Source organism: Nocardioides cavernae, from assembly GCF_016907475.1.
GTDB lineage: Bacteria > Actinomycetota > Actinomycetes > Propionibacteriales > Nocardioidaceae > Nocardioides > Nocardioides cavernae.
In genome coordinates, this window is sequence record NZ_JAFBCA010000001.1 from 745364 (window position 1) to 761880 (window position 16517).

Sequence of the window (16517 nt, forward strand, 5' to 3'; positions counted from 1 at the left end):
CCGAAGATGGTCGGCGTACCTGTCCGCGCCCTGTGACACAGCCCCGGATCGGGTGTGACAACTTCGGGGCCGTCGTCCGCGTCTCCTGTCGGACACCTGCTTCAGACCGAAGGACTCCCATGCGCCCGCTGCCGCTCCTCACGACCGGCTTGGCCACCGGCCTCCTCGCCGCCACCCTGCTGCCCGCCGCCGCGCCTGCGTACGCAGCGGGGGAGACCTGCCAGGGGAGGCCCGCGACGATCGTGGGCACGCCGAACCAGACCGGCCTCGTGGGCACGGAGGGTCCGGACGTGGTGGTGACCAACGGCGCCATCCAGGTCGACACCCGCGGTGGCGACGACCTGGTCTGCGTCACCGATGCCACCCGGCCCGGCGTCCTGACGCTGCGGAGTGGTGAAGGCAACGACGTGGTGGACGCCTCCGCGTCCGGGTCGTCGATCGACGCCGAGCTGGGCACCGGGTCCGACCACTACACCGCCTCGGCCGGCCGGGACTACGTGGTGCTCGGGTCCAACGACGGTGGACCGGTCGACCTGGAGGCCGACACCGTCGTCGCCACGACTGGCGGGAACGCGAGCCAGTCCGGCGACCAGTACTTCAGCGGGATGCTCGACGTGCCCAACCCCGACGTCCTGGACCTCTCCGGCGACGGGCACGTCGTGTACTGGTACGGGATCCAGGCCCCGGGGTCACGGGTGGCGGTGGGCACCTCGGCCGAGCTGCGACCGAGCCTCGGCGTCGGCGACGTGGCCATCGACGCAGCCCGGCGATCGTGGACCGAGGACGGTGCACCGGTGCTCACCTGGACGGGCGAGGTCGCCCGCTTCGAGCTGGGCCCGGGCGCGCCGCGCTCGTTGTCCTTCACCGGCAGTGACCGCGACGAGTACGCCCGCGTCTACCTCAACCGCGGCGCCAGGACGGTCCTGCGGTTCGCCCTCGGTGGCGGTGACGACACCCTGGACGCGCCGGACGGCACCGGCTGGCGGGGCAGCGAGTACCTCGGCGGCCCGGGCGAGGACTCGATCGACCTGTGGGCCGGCAAGCGCCTCGACCTCGACCTGGCCAGAGGTCGACTCGAGAACCGCTTCTTCGGCAGGACCCAGCGCAGCACCTTCCGCGGCTGGGACGACGTACGGGTCGGGGCGAAGCGGATGACCGTCCTGGGCACGAAGAAGGCCGACAACATCCGCATCTCAGCCTGCACGGCCACCGTCCGCGGCCGTGCGGGCAAGGACACCCTGGAGTCCTACCGCAAGGGCGACGACGGCTACCTGCTCGACTGCGACGCCCGGAAGTCGCGGATCGCGATCTACGGCGACGGCGGCCGGGACACGATCAACGGCAGCCGTGGCAGGGACCTGCTGGTCGGCGGCAAGGGCCGCGACACGGTGAGCGGCAAGGCGAACCGCGACCGGTGCAGCGGCGAGAAGCTCACGAGCTGCGAGATCAAGCTGCGCTAGGGCTGCTTGCCCCAGTTCTTGCGGCGCACGGCGCGGCGCGGCTTGCCGCCGGCGTACGACAACGACGAGTCGACGAGGAACCCGCGCTCGAGCGCCTCGCGGCCGATCAGCATCCGGAAGCCCATCTCGTCGCGGTTGCTCAGCGTCATCACGGTCGTGATGGTGCGACCGGCGAGCGTGACGTCGAGGGAGACGGCGTACCTCTTCTCGACCTGGCCGTTGCTGGAGCGCACCTCGCGCATGTCGAGCACCGGCAGGCTGAGCTCGACGTGGTCCTCGTCGGAGCGCTGCCACGGGTGGATGGAGAAGCGCACCCGCTCGTGGCCGTCCTCCTCGTACACCTCGAGGTCGAAGGCGTGGATCGACGACGACCGCGCGCCCGTGTCGACCTTGGCCTTCACCCACGGCACGTCGGCCTGGGGCAGCGCCACCCACTCGCGCCAGCCGACGACGACCTTCCCGGGTTCGGTCGGCTCGGGGGCGGGGTCCACGGGGCCATCTTGGCAGGTAGCGGCCTCCGGGCAGGTGGTTGGATGACGTCCCATGAAGCTCGCCATCCTGTCCCGGGCCCCGCGGTCCTACAGCACGCAGCGGCTCCGCACCGCCGCCCTGGACCGCGGCCACGACGTGAAGGTGCTCAACACCCTGCGCTTCGGCATCGACCTCACCGGCGACGAGCCGGACCTGCTCTTCCGCGGCAAGCAGCTGTCGACGTACGACGCCGTGCTGCCGCGCATCGGCAACTCGATCACCTACTTCGGCACGGCCGTCGTGCGCCAGTTCGAGCAGATGGACGTCTACACGCCCAACACGAGCTACGGCATCGCCAACAGCCGCGACAAGCTGCGCGCGACGCAGATCCTGTCGCGCCACAAGATCCCGATGCCGGCGACGACCTTCGTGCAGGACCGGGCCGACGTGATCCCGGCGATCGAGCGCGTCGGCGGGGCGCCGGTCGTGATCAAGCTGCTGGAGGGCACGCAGGGCATCGGCGTGATCCTGGCCCCGACCATCAAGGTGGCGGAGGCGATCATCGAGACGCTGCAGAGCACCCGGCAGAACGTCCTGATCCAGCGCTTCGTCAAGGAGAGCAAGGGCCGCGACATCCGCGCCCTCGTCGTCGGGGACCGCGTCGTCGCGGCGATGCGACGGGTCGCCCAGGGCGACGAGTTCCGCTCCAACGTGCACCGCGGCGGCAGCGTCGAGCCGGTCGAGCTCGACGAGGAGTTCGAACGGGTGGCCGTCCGGTCCGCGCAGATCATGGGCCTGCGCGTCGCCGGTGTCGACATGCTCGAGGGCCGTCGCGGCCCGCAGGTGATGGAGGTCAACTCCTCGCCCGGGCTCGAGGGGATCGAGCGCGCGACCAAGCTCGACGTGGCCGGCGCGATCGTGGACTACATGGCCAACCAGGTGGCGTTCCCCGACATCGACGTACGCCAGCGGCTCACGGTCTCGACCGGCTACGGCGTGGCCGAGATCGTCGTCCACGCCGGCTCCGACATGGTGGGCAAGAAGCTCGGCGACTCCGGTCTCGACGAGCGCGACATCACCGTCCTGACGCTCCACCGCGGACCGCAGGTCATCCCCAACCCGCGCAACAAGACCGTGCTCGAGGGCGAGGACCGTCTCCTCTGCTTCGGCAAGCTCGAGGAGATGCGCTCGATGATCCCCGACCGCAAGCAGAAGCGCGTCCGGCGACTGATGAAGAAGCACCTGCCGCCCGAGAGTCTGTGAACGACCCGGTCCCTGGGGTGCGGGAACGCGGCACCTCTGTCAGCATCCATGGATGGGACGGAGGCATTCGGGGCCCCGGGTGACGGTGCGCGTGGTCGCCGCGCTGCTCCTCGCCGTCGTGGCGGTGACCTGGCCGGTCGGGACCACGACGCCGGCGGAGGCGTCCTCGATCGTGCCCTTCGCGCCTCGGTTCTCGGCCAACGACAACGGGTCCGTCGCCGTCTTCGGGAACAACCTGATGACCTGCCCGGCGTCGGCGGCGGACTGCGCGGGCGCCCGGGCGGGCACCAACAGCCGGAACAACAACGCCTTCGCCATGGCCCACCTCGACGTGGACGGCGACCCCTCGACGTACTCGTCCTCCCGCGCCGAGGTCACGCTCCCCGACGACGCCGAGGTGCGCTGGGCCGGGCTCTACTGGGGAGCCCGACTGGGCGCCGGTGCCCGGGGAGTCCCCGCCGTCGGGGACGGCAGCACCATGAGACTGGGCCTGCCGGGGTCCGCGGCCTACCGGACCGTGACCGCGACCGAGGTGTTCGGGCCGTCAGCCACGCCGGACCGCGCCTACCAGGCGTTCGCCGACGTCACGGGGCTGGTGCGCCAGGCTGGTCAGGGTGCCTACACCGGCGCTGACGTGCCGGCTGCCACCGGCGAGGACCGCTACGCCGGGTGGTCGCTCGTCGTCGTCTACCGCTCGCCGTCCCTGCCCCTACGCAACCTCACCGTCTTCGACGGCCTCGCGGACGTCGGCCGCGACGACCCGCAGGTCGTCGCGATCAGTGGCTTCCGCACCCCGGTGAGCGGCCTCGTCAATGCCCGCATCGGACTGGTGGCCTACGAGGGCGACAACGGCTCGAGCGGTGACCGCGCGATCCTGCGCGACGCGACCAACCCGGACGGCACCCTCCTGGGCACCCGGCTGTCCCAGGGCACCAACTTCTTCAACGGCGCCAACGACGACAACGGGCGCCTCGTCGCCGGGCGCACGCCGGCCGACCGCAACATGCTCGGCTTCGACATCAAGAACTTCGACGGTCCCGGGATCCTCGGCAACAGCTCCTCCTCCGCCCAGCTCGACCTGGCCAGCACGAGCGAGCGCTACTTCCCCGGGGTCGTGACCACGGCCATCGACGTCTTCGCGCCCGATTTCTCCCCCTCGACCAAGACCGTCGAGAACCTCACCGGTGCGACGCCGGCACAGGTGGGCGACCGGCTCCGCTACACCGTCACGTTCGTCAACGGCGGCCAGGACCCGGCGGTCGACACCTCCGTGACCGACCCCCTGCCACCCGGTACGACGTTCGTGCCGGGCTCGCTCGTCCTCCCTGCCGGCGTCACTGGGGCCTACGACGCCGGGTCGCGCGAGGTGCGGGTCTCGCCCGGCGACTTCCCGATCGGCCGGTCCGTACGGTTCGGCTTCGACGTCGACGTCGGACCCGCGGCCGCCGGCTCGGACCTGGTCAACCAGGCCACCATCACCTACGACGGCGCCACCGTCCCCGAGTTCGAGGACCTCGTCTTCGCCACGCGGGCGGCGACCATCGCCGTCGTCCCGACCGCCGACCTCGTCGTGACCAAGACGTCGACCCCGGACCCGGTGCTGGCCGGGGAGGTGGTGACCTCGACGATCACGGTCCGCAACGACGGACCGAGCCCGGCGAGCAACGTGGTGGTGACCGACGAGCTCGCCGACGGCCTCGGGCAGGTGACAGCCACCAGCAGCCAGGGCACGTGCACCGCCGCCGTGCGGTGCGAGCTCGGGACGGTGCCCGTCGGCGCGGCGGTCACGGTCACCGTCACCGCTGCTGTGCCGCCCGGGTCGAGCGGCACCTCGGTTCCCGACGTCGCGAGCGTCACCTCCGAAACCGCCGACCCCGACCCCGACGACAACAGCGCAGGAGCCGCCAGCGTCGTCGAGCGCGAGGCCGACGTGTCGGTCACCAAGAGCGTCGCCCCGGCGAGCGCCGCACCCGGCGAGGCGGTGACCTACACGCTCACGGCGACCAACGCCGGTCCCTCGACCGCCCGTAACGTCTCCGTCACCGACGCCGACGTGGACCCGGGACTCGTGGTGACCGGCGCGTCCGCGCCGGGTGCCCGGTGCTCCTCCGACGCGACCGGAGCCCGCTGCGACGTCGCCGCTCTTCCACCCGGCGGCTCCGTGGCCATGACGGTCACCGCCAGGCTCGAACCCAACGCGGTGCCCGGCTCCGAGCTCGGCAACAGCGCGCAGGTGACCTCCGCGACACCCGATCCCTACCCGGGTGACAACGACGCCGAGGCCACCGTGACGGTCGGTCCGGTGCGACCCTCCCTCGAGGTCACCAAGACGGCCGATGCCCCCGACCCCCTGGTGGCCGGCGCAGGCGAGGTCCGCTACACGGTCGTGGTGACGAGCACCGGCCCCACCGATGCGGACCCGGTCACCCTGACCGACCTGCTCCCACCGGGCTTCTCCGCGGTCTCGGCGACCAGCGACCGAGGCACCTGCGACGTGGCCGCCGGACCCGGGCGCGACGAGGTGGCGTGCGACCTGGGCGTCCTCACGGCGCCGTTCCTGGGGCGTCCCGGCGCTCGCGCTGAGGTGACCATCGTGGCCGCGGTCCCGCCCGGCGTCGCACCGGGCAGCTATCCCAACACGGCCACGGCGACCGTCCCGGGCGCTCCACCGACCGGGTCCTCGCCCGCGACCGTCGACGTGGTCAACCGGGCGGACGTGTCGGTGGTGAAGTCGTTCCCCCAGGGATCCGTGGACGGCGAGCTGACCCCGGGCACGACCGAGACCTACCGGATCCGGGTCGCCAACGACGGACCGTCGAATGCGGCCGGCGTGTCGGTCGCGGACGCACTGCCCCCCGGCCTGCAGCCGGCGACCTTCCGCGTCGCCTCGGTGGAGCCGCCCGGACCCTCACCCACCTGTGACGTGGCTGCGGCGACCTGTGCCCTCGGGGACCTGCCGCCCGGAACTGTCGTGGAGCTCGAGCTCGACGTGGACGTCCCGTCCGACTACCAGGTGCCGGTCGACGGATCCGCCAACACGGCCCGGGCGACCTCGTCCACCGCCGACCCCAACCCCGCCGACAACGAGAGCACGTTCATCGCCGGGGGCGCGCCCCGCGCGGACGTGTCGGTGCGCAAGCTGGCTCCCGAGGAGCCACCCGTGGCGGGCGCCACGACGTCGTACGTGCTGGAGATCGTCAACTTCGGTCCGTCGGCGGCTCCGGAGCTGGTGGTCACCGACCTGTTGCCGCCCGGGACCAGCTTCGTCAGGGTCTTCGATCCGACGGGAGACCCGATCCCCGACGGCCTCTGCGCCAGCGACGGCGCCGCGCCGCGGGAGACGGTGACCTGTGACTTCGGCCCGTACGTCGATCCGGTCGGCGGCTTCCCCGCGTTCGTCGGCACCCGGATCGGCATCGAGGTGAGCCTCGAGCCGACCCTGGCCGACGGGACGCTGCTCGAGAACGAGGCGAGGGTCGCCTCCGGCATCGTCGACGGCAACCCGGGCAACAACACGTCGGTCGTGTCGGCGTCGGTGCGGACCCGGGTGGACCTGCGGCTCGAGAAGCTCGTCGTCGCGGTCGACGCCGGTGGCAACCCGATCCTCCCTCCCGTCCCCGAGGACCAGGACCCACTCGGGGTGCCACCGGGACGGGCCGTCTTCTTCGGGCTGCTGGTGACCAACGACGGCCCGTCGGCGGCCACCGACGTGCAGGTGATCGACACGCTGCCGTGGGAGGGCGGCAGCTTCCCGGTCGGCGACTGCACGATCCTCACCGGCGACGTGGTGTGCTCGAAGACCGACGGACCTCTCGGCCCGGGCGAGCAGTTCTTCACGCAGCTGGCCTCGCTCCCGTCGCCCGAGACGCCTCAGGGCGTCTACACCAACTCCGCGCGGGTGACGACGTCGGCCAACGAGACCGATCTCGACGACAACGTCGACACCCGCGACGTCGAGATCGTCGAGCCGGTCGCCGACGTCATCGTCGAGAAGGAGGCCCTGACCACTCCGCTGGTGGCCGGCGGCACCTTCAGCTACCAGATCGCTGTCTCCGCAGGACGGATCTCTGTCGAGGACCAGGTGATCCGGCTGAGCTCGAACGCGGAGGACGTGGTCGTCACCGACAGCCTGCCGCCGGGCCTCGAACCGACGGACGTCGCGTCGTCCCAGGGCGACTGCACGCTGGTCGGGCAGGAGGTCCGCTGCGAGCTCGGCACCGTGCGCGCCGGCGTCACCCTCGAGCCCGTGCAGCCCGTCCTCGTCACGGTCACGGGCACGGTGTCGCCGGGTCTCACCGGCAACGAGGTCGCCAACACCGCGGTGGCCACCACGTCCACGCCGCTGCTCGGCGGCGAGGATCAGGTCGCCGACACGACCACGACACCGCTGCAGCGCTCCGCCGACCTCGCCGTCACGAAGTCGGCAGACCAGCCCGTCGTCGCCGCCGGCGGCACCACGGTCTTCTCCGTCACCGTGAGCAACGCCGGGCCGTCCGACGCGACCGGCGTGCAGGTCAGGGACCTGCTGCCCGCGCCGTACGTCTTCCTGCCCGACGACTCCGACTCCCGGTGCGAGCTGTCCGGCGGCGAGGTGGTGTGCGACCTCGGCTCGGTCGCCCCCGGAGACCTGGTCACGCTTGCCATCGCGGGCCGGTTGCCGGCCAGCGCCGCACCGGCCACGCTCCGCAACACCGTCACGGTCGACTCTCCTGTCCCCGACCCCAGCCGCGCCGACAACTCCGACAGCGCGGACGTCCGAGTGGTCCAGCAGGCGGACCTGTCGGTCCTCAAGACCCCCGCAGCGGACGGTGTCCTGCTCGGGGAGACGATCGCCTACGCGGTCGTGGTCACCAACGACGGCCCCTCCGACGCCGCGGCCGTGGAGCTGGTCGACTCGCTGCCTCCCGGCACCGAGGTCGAGCCGCCCCTGCCGCCGGGGTGCAGCGGCACCGGGCCGGTCACCTGCGCCCTCGGTGACCTCCCGGCCGGCGAGACGCGCACCCTGGAGATCGTCCTGGACGTGCCCGAGTCCACCCCCGTCGGACCGTTGGACAACACGGCCCGGGTCGCGTCGGCGACGGAGGACCCCGATGCCGACAACGACGAGGTCACGGCCACCGTCGAGGCCGTCGCGCTGGCCGACGTCGTGCTGGACAAGCGAGTCGTCACCTCACCGGCGATCGCCGGCGAGCCGGTGGTGTTCGAGTTCACGGTCACCAACCGGGGACCCACGATCGCCCCGAGCCCGAGCATCTCCGACGCGCTGCCGCCCGGCACGAGCTTCATCTCCTTCACGGCCCCCGGCGGCGAGTGCCGGCTCGACGAGGTCGAGGCAGTGCCCGCAGCGTCGTGCGTCCTCGCCCCGCTCCGGTCCGGTGAGTCGGTGACGGCGAGGCTCACCCTGGCCACCGACCCGACGCTCACGTCGGTGCGCAACACGGGCTACAGCGGCTCCGGTGGACTGGACGAGGTGCCTGCCGACAACGAGGACACCGTCGAGGTGACGCTGCTCAGGGTCGATCCGTCGTCGTCGCCGTCGCCGTCCTCCTCGCCGTCCTCCTCGCCGTCCTCCTCGCCGGGCCCGCCACCGTCCGACCCGCCGCCACCCTCGGACGACGGAGGGGACGACGGAGGGGACGGCACCGGTGTGGCGGAGCCGGACCCCGGAGCTCCGGGCGGACAGGACGACGGCGGGACCAGCGAGGCGGACGACAGCGCCACCGGAGGCGACGGGACCCTGCCCGACACCGGAGGGCCGCCCCTCGGGCTGCTCCTCCTCGCACTGAGCCTGATCGCGGCAGGGGCGACGATCGTGGCCCGATCCCGCCGCCACGCCCGATGACAGGTGTGCCCTCGGAGCGATCACGCAGCGTGCGGACGGGGAGCACGCCGACGAGCGCGTAGCCGGCGGTCCTTCGCTGCGGGTGATGCCGGGGAGCGCGTGCCCGCTCCACGATGGGTGCGACTGATCTCCTCGGCGATGCTCGGACGTCGCCACGGCACCGACGGCGTGGTGATCCCATGGCTCCTGCAGAAGACGCTGGCGGCACGCCCCGACAGGGCATCCTGCTGGCGGCGGCGATGTTCGTCTTCGTCATCGACACGTCGTTCATGAACGTGTCGATCTCGGCCGTCGTGGAGGACCTCGACACGACCGTGAGCGGCGTCCAGTCAGCCGTGGCGATCGAGGCGCTCGTGTCCGCCGCGTTCATCCTCATCAGCAGCAAGGTCGGTGACCTGTTCGGGCGGAAGCGCGCGTTCGTCCTCGGCATGGTGTTCTACGCCGTCGGGGCGATCGCGATGGTCTTCGCGCAGGGCCTGGCGGCGATCATCGTCTTCTGGGCGATCCTCGGCGGACTCGGCGCCTCCCTCTACCTCCCGGCGATGCAGTCGTTGATCCACGGGAACTTCGAGGGGAAGACCCGCGCCAAGGTGTTCGCCCTGGTCGGTGCGTCGGGGGCGATCGCCGCCGCGATCGGTCCCCTGCTCGGAGGCTTCGTCACGACGGTCCTGTCCTGGCGCGTCGGGTTCCTGCTGGAGGCGCTCATCATCGGGGCCGTGCTCCTGGGGAGCCGCGGCATCCGGGACGTGCCGTACACCGGGGACCGGTCGGTCGACCTCCCCGGTGCGGCCCTCTCGGTGGTCGGCATGGGCGGCCTCGTGATCGGCGTCCTCGCGTGGCAGGAGGGCGGCGAGTACGTCCTGCTGCTCCTCGCGATCGGCGTCGTGGCGATGGCCGGCCTCGTGTGGTGGCTGCGCCGACGCAAGCGGTCCGGCCGGCCGGCGCTGCTCGATCCCGGCCTCTTCTCGTCCAAGCTGTTCAGCACCGGCGTGACCCAGATCTTCCTGCAGCAGGTCGCACTGGGCGGGCTGCTCATCGCGTTGCCGATCTTCCTGCAGCTGGTCTGGGGCTACAACGCGCTGCAGGCGGGCATCACGCTCGCGCCGCTGTCGCTCACGATGTTCGGCGTCGCGCTGCTCGCCGGGAAGCAGGCGGGGCGGCGGCGGGCGAGCAGCACCATCCGAGCGGGCTTCATGCTGCTCGCTGCGGCGATCGCCGGCCTCATCCTCCTGGTGCCGCGGGCGGACTCCGGCTGGCACCTGGCGGTCCCGCTCATGCTCGCGGGTGCCGGCCTGGGCCTCCTGGCCTCACAGCTCAACAACTACGCCCTCGCCCCGCTCTCGGAGGAACGGGTCGGCGAGGCCGCGGGCGTGACGTCGGCGACCGGGTCGTTCGGCCTGTCGTTCGGTCTCGCCTTCGCCGGCGCGATCATGCTCGCCACCCTGTCGACCTCCTTCACGAACATGGCGGAGTCGAGCACTGTCCTGCCGCCGGAAGACCAGGAGCGGGTCGCCACGGTGCTCGAGGACGACGCGCAGGTGATGAGCGACGCGCAGCTCGAGGAGCTCCTCGCCGGCCAGCCCGAGGACATCCAGGACGAGGTCCTCGCCATCAACGACGACGCCCGGGACCTCGCACTCCAGGTCGCACTCCTCGTCGCGCTTCTCGCCGCTCTCGTCGGCGTCGTCGTCTCGTTCCGGATGATGCGGCTGCCGGATCCCGAGCCGTCGGCGACGGATCAGGACGTGGGGCTGAGTTGAGCCTGGACCCTTGCGGTCGTATTCGAACAGGTGTACGATCGTGCTAGCACGCTGGTCCGGAACGGATCCCCAGTCTGAGGTGACGGGGATCCCGGGACCAGGACAGTCGCCCATAGAACCCGTCTTGGTGCTGACGGGATGCCGTGCGGCTCTCGGGTGACGACCTGGCAACGGTGCCACCAGTCATGCCTCACCGCTCCGCCCCGGACCCGGGCGGTGTCCAGTGAGCGCGTGCGAGGAGGTGGCCCCAGTGCATCCCATCATCGGGTGTGCCGCTGACCTCCAGGCCGCGCTCAAGAGTGTCGCCTCGATCGAGCCCACGTTCATGGCAGTGACGGAGAAGGAGTCGGCGCTGGTGGCGCTGGCCGAGGCCCGTTCGCAGCTCGACGCGCTGAGTGCGCGGGTGCTCTCCGCGTCGGACGACCTGGGTGAGCAGCACGGGCTCCGCGACGCCGCGGCGTGGCTGGCGATGCAGACGCGGGCGACCCAGCGCGAGGCGCGACGCGACCTGGCGCTCGGCCGGACTCTCGAGCAGCACCCGGCGGTCGCCACCGCGCTCACGTCGGGTGAGCTGCGCACGGAGCAGGCACGGGTCATCGGGGAGGCGGTCGACGCCCTCCCGTCACACATCGACGCAGAGACGCGTGGGCTCGCAGAGACGACGATGCTGCAGCTCGCCGGACAGCACGACGCCCGCGACCTGCGACAGATCGGCAAGCGCATCCTGGACGTCGTAGCCCCCGAGGTGGGGGAGTGCCAGGAGGAGTCCGTGCTGGCCGCGGAGGAGGCCCGGTCTGCTGCCGGCGTCGAGCTCACGATGGTCGACGACGGGAAGGGGCGTTGCCACGGTCGCTTCACGGTGCCCTCCCACGTGGGCGCGATGCTCAAGCGGCACCTACTGGCGCTGGCCAACCCGGCCCGCCACACCGAAGCCGGCCTGCGCGACGAGTCGGGCGACTGGAAGCCCCTGCGCAGGCGGCTCGGCGACGCGTTCGTGGAGTACGTCGAGCGCTACCCGATCGCCGCCACCCCGCAGACCGCCGGGGTCAACGCCACGGTCGTGGTGACCATGACATTGGAGCAGCTGCTGACCGAGCACGCCACGGCAGTGCTCGACGACGGCTCACGGATGTCCGCCGGCCAGGCGCGCCGGCTGGCGTGCGAGGCCGGGATCATCCCCGCCGTGCTCGGCACTTCGTCGCAAACGCTCGATCTCGGACGCACTGCGCGGCTCTTCACCAAGGCCCAGCGCATCGCTCTGGGCCTCCGCGACGGCGGGTGCACCGCGAAGGGCTGCGAGACCTCGGCGTCCGGTTGCCACGCCCACCACGACGACCCCTGGTCCCGCCTCGGCCTCACTGACCTGACCAACGGCCGGCTCCTCTGCCCCCGCCACCACCGTCTCGCCCACGACTCCCGCTACGCGATGACCATCCACGCCGACAACAAGGTCACCTTCGCCAGGCGGACGTAAGCCGACGCGGGGCAGGTGGTTCAAAGCGCCCAGAATGGGCGCGTCTCAGAGGCGCTGCGAACCGCCGCGCATGCCGGTGCCGTCCGGCATGGGAGTCCATGAGCCACCCGCAACCCTGACGAGCGCACCCCGCTGAGATGCGGGTCTGACGCGGGGTGCGTCGGAGCCGCGGATCCCACAAGTTCGAGGCGCGGGTTGCGCGGCTCAACCGACTGAAGCTCCTTTGAAGGTTCGCTTGAAGACGTTCCTGACTTACGCAACGCCGGCCTCACCTGGCCCGCTCCGAAGAGCCGTCTCACTCATGGCCGACGCTTCAATATTTTTCCACAACGCGGCCGCCCCGATATTCGCTGACGGACCATTTGCCAGAGTCACACGGCTGCGCATCAGTGGCGGAAACCGAGGGGCTGGCGCTCACGATCAGGGCCTGGAACGCGCACCGGTCGCGGGGTCAATCGAACCAAGCTTCAGATGCCAGAGGGTGGGCTGACGAACGAGAACTTTCCGATGCCAGAGTGAGCTCAATGCGGCAGGTCCCAATTACGTTGCGCCGACGTGCCTACGACTGGTCAGTTTCTAGCAGCGTCGAGTTCGCCTTCGCCATCGAACTCAGCACCCTCCAAGGCGACGCGCAAGGACCAAGTCTGCGCTCCCGTCTCGTGCTTCACCACCATCTGCAACTTGCCGTCGCTTGCGAGTGCTTGGCTCGCATCGTTCTCGTGCCAGATCTCGCCTTCGATGTAAAGCTCGCCTGCCCCGATGTCGAGCGCCGCCGATTCCATTTCCTGGAACGCGGCCCTCATCACAGCTCGAGCCACGTCCCCGCCGCTCCGGCGGTGTCGCAACGCAACTCCGATCACGTCAACGTGGACCCACGCCGGCCCTTCCAGCTCTGTCCAACAGATGACAGCAGCGAGGCCGACTTCGTCTTCGAGTACGTACACGCGCATCGGCGGGCGGCAGGGAACCTTGGAGGAAAGGCCTCTAATCCAGGATTGGACCTCGTACTCCCACATCCGCGGGTGGTCCAACTTGTAGCCAGTCGCGGCATTCTTGATCGGCTTAGGCGGTATGGCGCACTCAAAAACGCCGAGGGCGCCTCGATCAGAGTGCTGCGCAACCCGCCAGTCGGCGAGTGGGCTCACCAGGGCTTGGTGCTGGTGAGCGGCGTCTTGTCCGCATTGCGTCGGGCGCGTGCCGATCGCTCCTCAAGGGACTGATCGGCTCCGATTCGAGCCCCGTATGCACGCTTGGCTTCCAGTTCAAACAGCAGCAGTTCAGCATCAGAGTGACTCATTGAACGCGTGCGCGAGTGACCGCTGCTCAACTCAAACGATGCCTGAAACGCGAAACTCATGGATGCCTCCTACCCCCGGCAGAGACCAAGGTGAGAGTCGTCCCTGCCTGATAATCATCGCATACCCCCTTCAGGATTTCACGTGCTGGCCCGCCTTGGCCTGCATGGCCGGTGCGCCTGAGGCGGCGAGTCCGAAGGCGATCTCGTTGTTGCGGGACTGGAACAGGCTCGACATGAACCCCTCGGAAGCGCCAGCGTCCTTCAGTGTCTGGAAGGCGCCGAGGAGCTTCTGCAGGGTGCCGTTGTTGCCGGCCAGCCCAGCAAACATCTCGGCGAGCGTGCCGTCGAAGACGTCCTTTTGAACGCGCTGGCAACCGACTGGGAGAGCGATGCGAACTGGTCCTTGAGCCCGTCAAGCGCCGCCAGCGGCGATTGCCGCGCGCAGGTCGACTTGCCGCAGTTCGGGTGGTCGCCGCGATCAAGGTGCGTCAAACCGCCACGACTCCGGAAGTCATCGCTGGCGAGCGGCATCATGAAGCACGTTCGCGTTCGGGATCCTCGACGGGAGGCGATTCAGTGGCCAAAGTTTGGCGCCGCGAACGCTGCGAAGGCAGGAGTTCTGTGATCGCCGGCCGCTCGATGCGGCGTCGGAGCGTCCCGGGGAAAGCTCGTCCCGAGGCTTCGATGAGCCGCGCCCCATCATCGGGACGAGTTCGAATCACCCAAGCGCAAAAGGTCAGCCAGGCGATGAAGGGGACGCTGAGGCTCAGCGCGGCCATTACGACAACTAGAACGTTCATAGGTACGCTCCATCCAGAGTCCTAGCACTGGCCGGGGTTGTGCTAGTTGAATGAAACGGACTTATGAAATTTTGTCCCCTGCAGAACCCTCGGGCCTAACACTCCGGCTTAGGCGAGTACCCGAGACTACATATCGCGGGTTCTGCGACGGCTCAGAACGCTCCGTCTGGCCCTAGGATACCGCCGGATCGGCACCGGACTCAAGGACGTGCTCGACTAGGCCGGTCTACTTCCTGCGTCGATCGTCTTCGGCGCGCCTGATCAGCATCCGACCCGCGTCACACCGCCGCCTGCGAGCCGAGTTGAATCGTCGGCACATGCCAGGTCTACGAAGTCCCTGTCGTGGTGCGGTCGCCCGGGGAGTCTGGCTTCTTCGACGAAGTGTCTCTCGCGGGACGTGCTGGGACGGCTCACCAAACGGAAGGGCTCCTTGACAGCAGATCGACGACCACACGCGAACGCCGGCGCCTCGGGCCGGGCCGACTTAGCAGCCAGCCGTCCGGGAAGCACCGGAACAGGACGTGGGAGGCGAAGTTGCCGGATCGCTAGGGAAACCGCGAGGGCCCCGCGGACCTGGTTCTCCGCGGTCGCCCTGCGGGCCACGAGGTCCGCGGGGGCCGGACTCCCCTCGGTCACCCCGCGGTCCCTTGTCACCCTGAGGGCCCCGGTCTCCGTCGGGGCCTTTGTCACCCCGAGGGCCCCGGTCTCCGTCGGGGCCTCTGTCACCGGTTGCTCCCTGCGAACCCGCCTCGCCGTCAACTAGGTTGACCGTGAATTCCCGCGCACCGCAGCGATCCTCGAGCGCGACGAACCTTAGGCCTCCACTCTGTCCGACACACGCCAGGGCGCCGCCTGGGAAGACCTCGGGGGATCGATCGGAGGAGGGGAGGTCTACGCACTCTTGGGTCCTTGACTTGCCGAACACCAGCTGTATCGGGGAAGGAGCGTCGAATCGGAAATCCCTCCAGTCGTTGCCCAGCCGACACAGCAGTCTGAACCGCACCGTATCGACGAGGGCCACTGCGCCCTCCTCATAGGGGACGCTCGGCGTCGATAGCCGCACGGCCGTGAACTCTCCTTCCTGGCCGACGACGTACCCGTCGTAGGCCGCACCCTCTGCGGTCAAGAGTCGTTCGTGCGGTAGCCAAGGGCTGGTCACGAGGGGAGTGAGCACGAGCGCTGCCACGACCGAAGCCGAGAGCACCGCCAGCCATGCCCACGCCTTGGGAATCGCTGCCATCCGGCCCAGGGCGAGGATTGCCAACACAACGGCTATGGCCACCAGCGCGGTCAAGGTCAGCGGCGACAGCATGAGGCCTACAACTGCGACGACCGCCCCTGCGGCGGTGACCCAGCTCGACTCCGACGCCAAGCCGTGAAGTGCAAGGACGATCCCTGCGATCATCACGAGGGCCATCAACTCGATGGCTAGGGCACTCACAGCAGCCTCAGCGATGCCGCTGACTCCCTGCTGCCGGATCACCTCGAGAGCCGTCTCGCGGTCAAAGCCGGAGAAAGCAAAGATGCGTAAACCTAGGTACACCACGAAGGCGACCGCCGACCAACGCGCGACATCTGCCGTTTCGGGAAGCCGGTCCAGCGCCCGGCGGGCCCACGAGCTGGGAGGGTCTGGCTCGGTGCTAGGCCCCGAACTTGGGGCGTTATAGGGGACGTGGAAGCTCACGACCAGTCAGGTCCTGCCGACGCCAGCGTCCGGGGACTTGTCCGTGACTGCGAGCTCGATTGACCGATAGATCGGCAAAGCCTCTGAGGTCACCAACTCCACCTGAAGAACCGGTGAACGCAGGGCGGCAAAAATATGCTGCGCTGGCATCTCAGCGCCCACCTGTGGGGGCAAAGTCACCGCGTGGAGGTGGTCTACCCAGAATCCCGCCACCTGGAGCGACGGAAAGTCGATATGCAACTCCCACGTGGGCGGTTCGGTGCCAAAGACGGGTTGCAGAAGGGTCATGGATACATCGCTCAGGCGTCGATTGTGCCTTTCGTTCAGCGTTGCGCGGGCAATCTCCCCCATCCGCTCGGCGAAGTCACGTTGCTGCGCAATGGGGACGCGGTAGCGCAGAACTACCGTTGCGCGGCTCATTGAGGAGGCACGGTGCACAGTCATCCCTTATCCACCCTTAGACGAA

General features: G+C 69.8%; 11 protein-coding genes. 5 read left to right on the top strand and 6 right to left on the bottom strand.

What is annotated here, in order from left to right; genetic code table 11:
* Positions 1-119 precede the first annotated feature (119 nt).
* Entirely contained in the window at positions 120-1460 is a 1341-nt protein-coding gene (locus JOD65_RS03585) for a hypothetical protein (protein WP_191193719.1), read from the top strand.
* Here JOD65_RS03585 and JOD65_RS03590 read toward each other — a convergent pair.
* Positions 1457-1951, bottom strand: a complete 495-nt coding sequence (locus tag JOD65_RS03590; RefSeq protein ID WP_307820909.1) for an ATP-dependent zinc protease family protein — start codon at positions 1949-1951, stop codon at positions 1457-1459. The genes JOD65_RS03585 and JOD65_RS03590 overlap by 4 nt on opposite strands.
* 52 nt (positions 1952-2003) lie before the next feature.
* Here JOD65_RS03590 and JOD65_RS03595 point away from each other — a divergent pair, with 52 nt between their 5' ends.
* The 4 genes from JOD65_RS03595 (at position 2004) to JOD65_RS03610 (ending at position 12270) form a co-directional block, all read left to right on the top strand.
* Complete coding sequence (locus JOD65_RS03595; RefSeq protein WP_191193717.1) at positions 2004-3194, top strand: RimK family alpha-L-glutamate ligase; 1191 nt, start codon at positions 2004-2006, stop codon at positions 3192-3194.
* A gap of 52 nt (positions 3195-3246) precedes the next feature.
* The gene (locus tag JOD65_RS03600; protein ID WP_191193716.1) at positions 3247-9036 is read left to right on the top strand and encodes a CLIPPER-2 domain-containing protein; all 5790 of its coding nucleotides are present in this window, start codon (positions 3247-3249) and stop codon (positions 9034-9036) included.
* 179 nt (positions 9037-9215) lie between these two features.
* Positions 9216-10796: an MFS transporter gene (locus JOD65_RS03605; protein WP_191193715.1), complete on the top strand. Its 1581-nt coding sequence runs from the start codon at positions 9216-9218 to the stop codon at positions 10794-10796.
* 250 nt (positions 10797-11046) lie between these two features.
* Positions 11047-12270 carry an HNH endonuclease signature motif containing protein gene (locus tag JOD65_RS03610; protein WP_191193714.1) on the top strand — a complete coding sequence of 408 codons (1224 nt, stop codon included), beginning with the start codon at positions 11047-11049 and terminating at the stop codon, positions 12268-12270.
* Positions 12271-12839: 569 nt separating this feature from the next.
* On the opposite strand, the gene JOD65_RS03615 is transcribed toward JOD65_RS03610, so the two are convergent.
* The 5 genes from JOD65_RS03615 to JOD65_RS03635 all read right to left on the bottom strand — a co-directional run bounded on the left by JOD65_RS03615 (position 12840) and on the right by JOD65_RS03635 (position 16495).
* On the bottom strand, positions 12840-13415 hold the full coding sequence (locus tag JOD65_RS03615; RefSeq protein ID WP_191193713.1) for a hypothetical protein: 576 nt from the start codon (positions 13413-13415) through the stop codon (positions 12840-12842).
* Positions 13412-13627 carry a hypothetical protein gene (locus JOD65_RS03620; RefSeq protein WP_191193712.1) on the bottom strand — a complete coding sequence of 72 codons (216 nt, stop codon included), beginning with the start codon at positions 13625-13627 and terminating at the stop codon, positions 13412-13414. Before JOD65_RS03620 ends, JOD65_RS03615 begins: the two co-directional genes overlap by 4 nt.
* Positions 13628-13697: 70 nt before the next feature.
* Positions 13698-13895, bottom strand: coding sequence for a hypothetical protein (locus tag JOD65_RS03625; protein WP_191193711.1), 198 nt, complete (start codon positions 13893-13895; stop codon positions 13698-13700).
* Positions 13896-14851: 956 nt separating this feature from the next.
* Positions 14852-16051: a collagen-like domain-containing protein gene (locus JOD65_RS03630; protein ID WP_204810934.1), complete on the bottom strand. Its 1200-nt coding sequence runs from the start codon at positions 16049-16051 to the stop codon at positions 14852-14854.
* A gap of 6 nt (positions 16052-16057) precedes the next feature.
* Positions 16058-16495 carry a hypothetical protein gene (locus tag JOD65_RS03635; protein WP_191193710.1) on the bottom strand — a complete coding sequence of 146 codons (438 nt, stop codon included), beginning with the start codon at positions 16493-16495 and terminating at the stop codon, positions 16058-16060.
* Positions 16496-16517 lie beyond the last annotated feature (22 nt).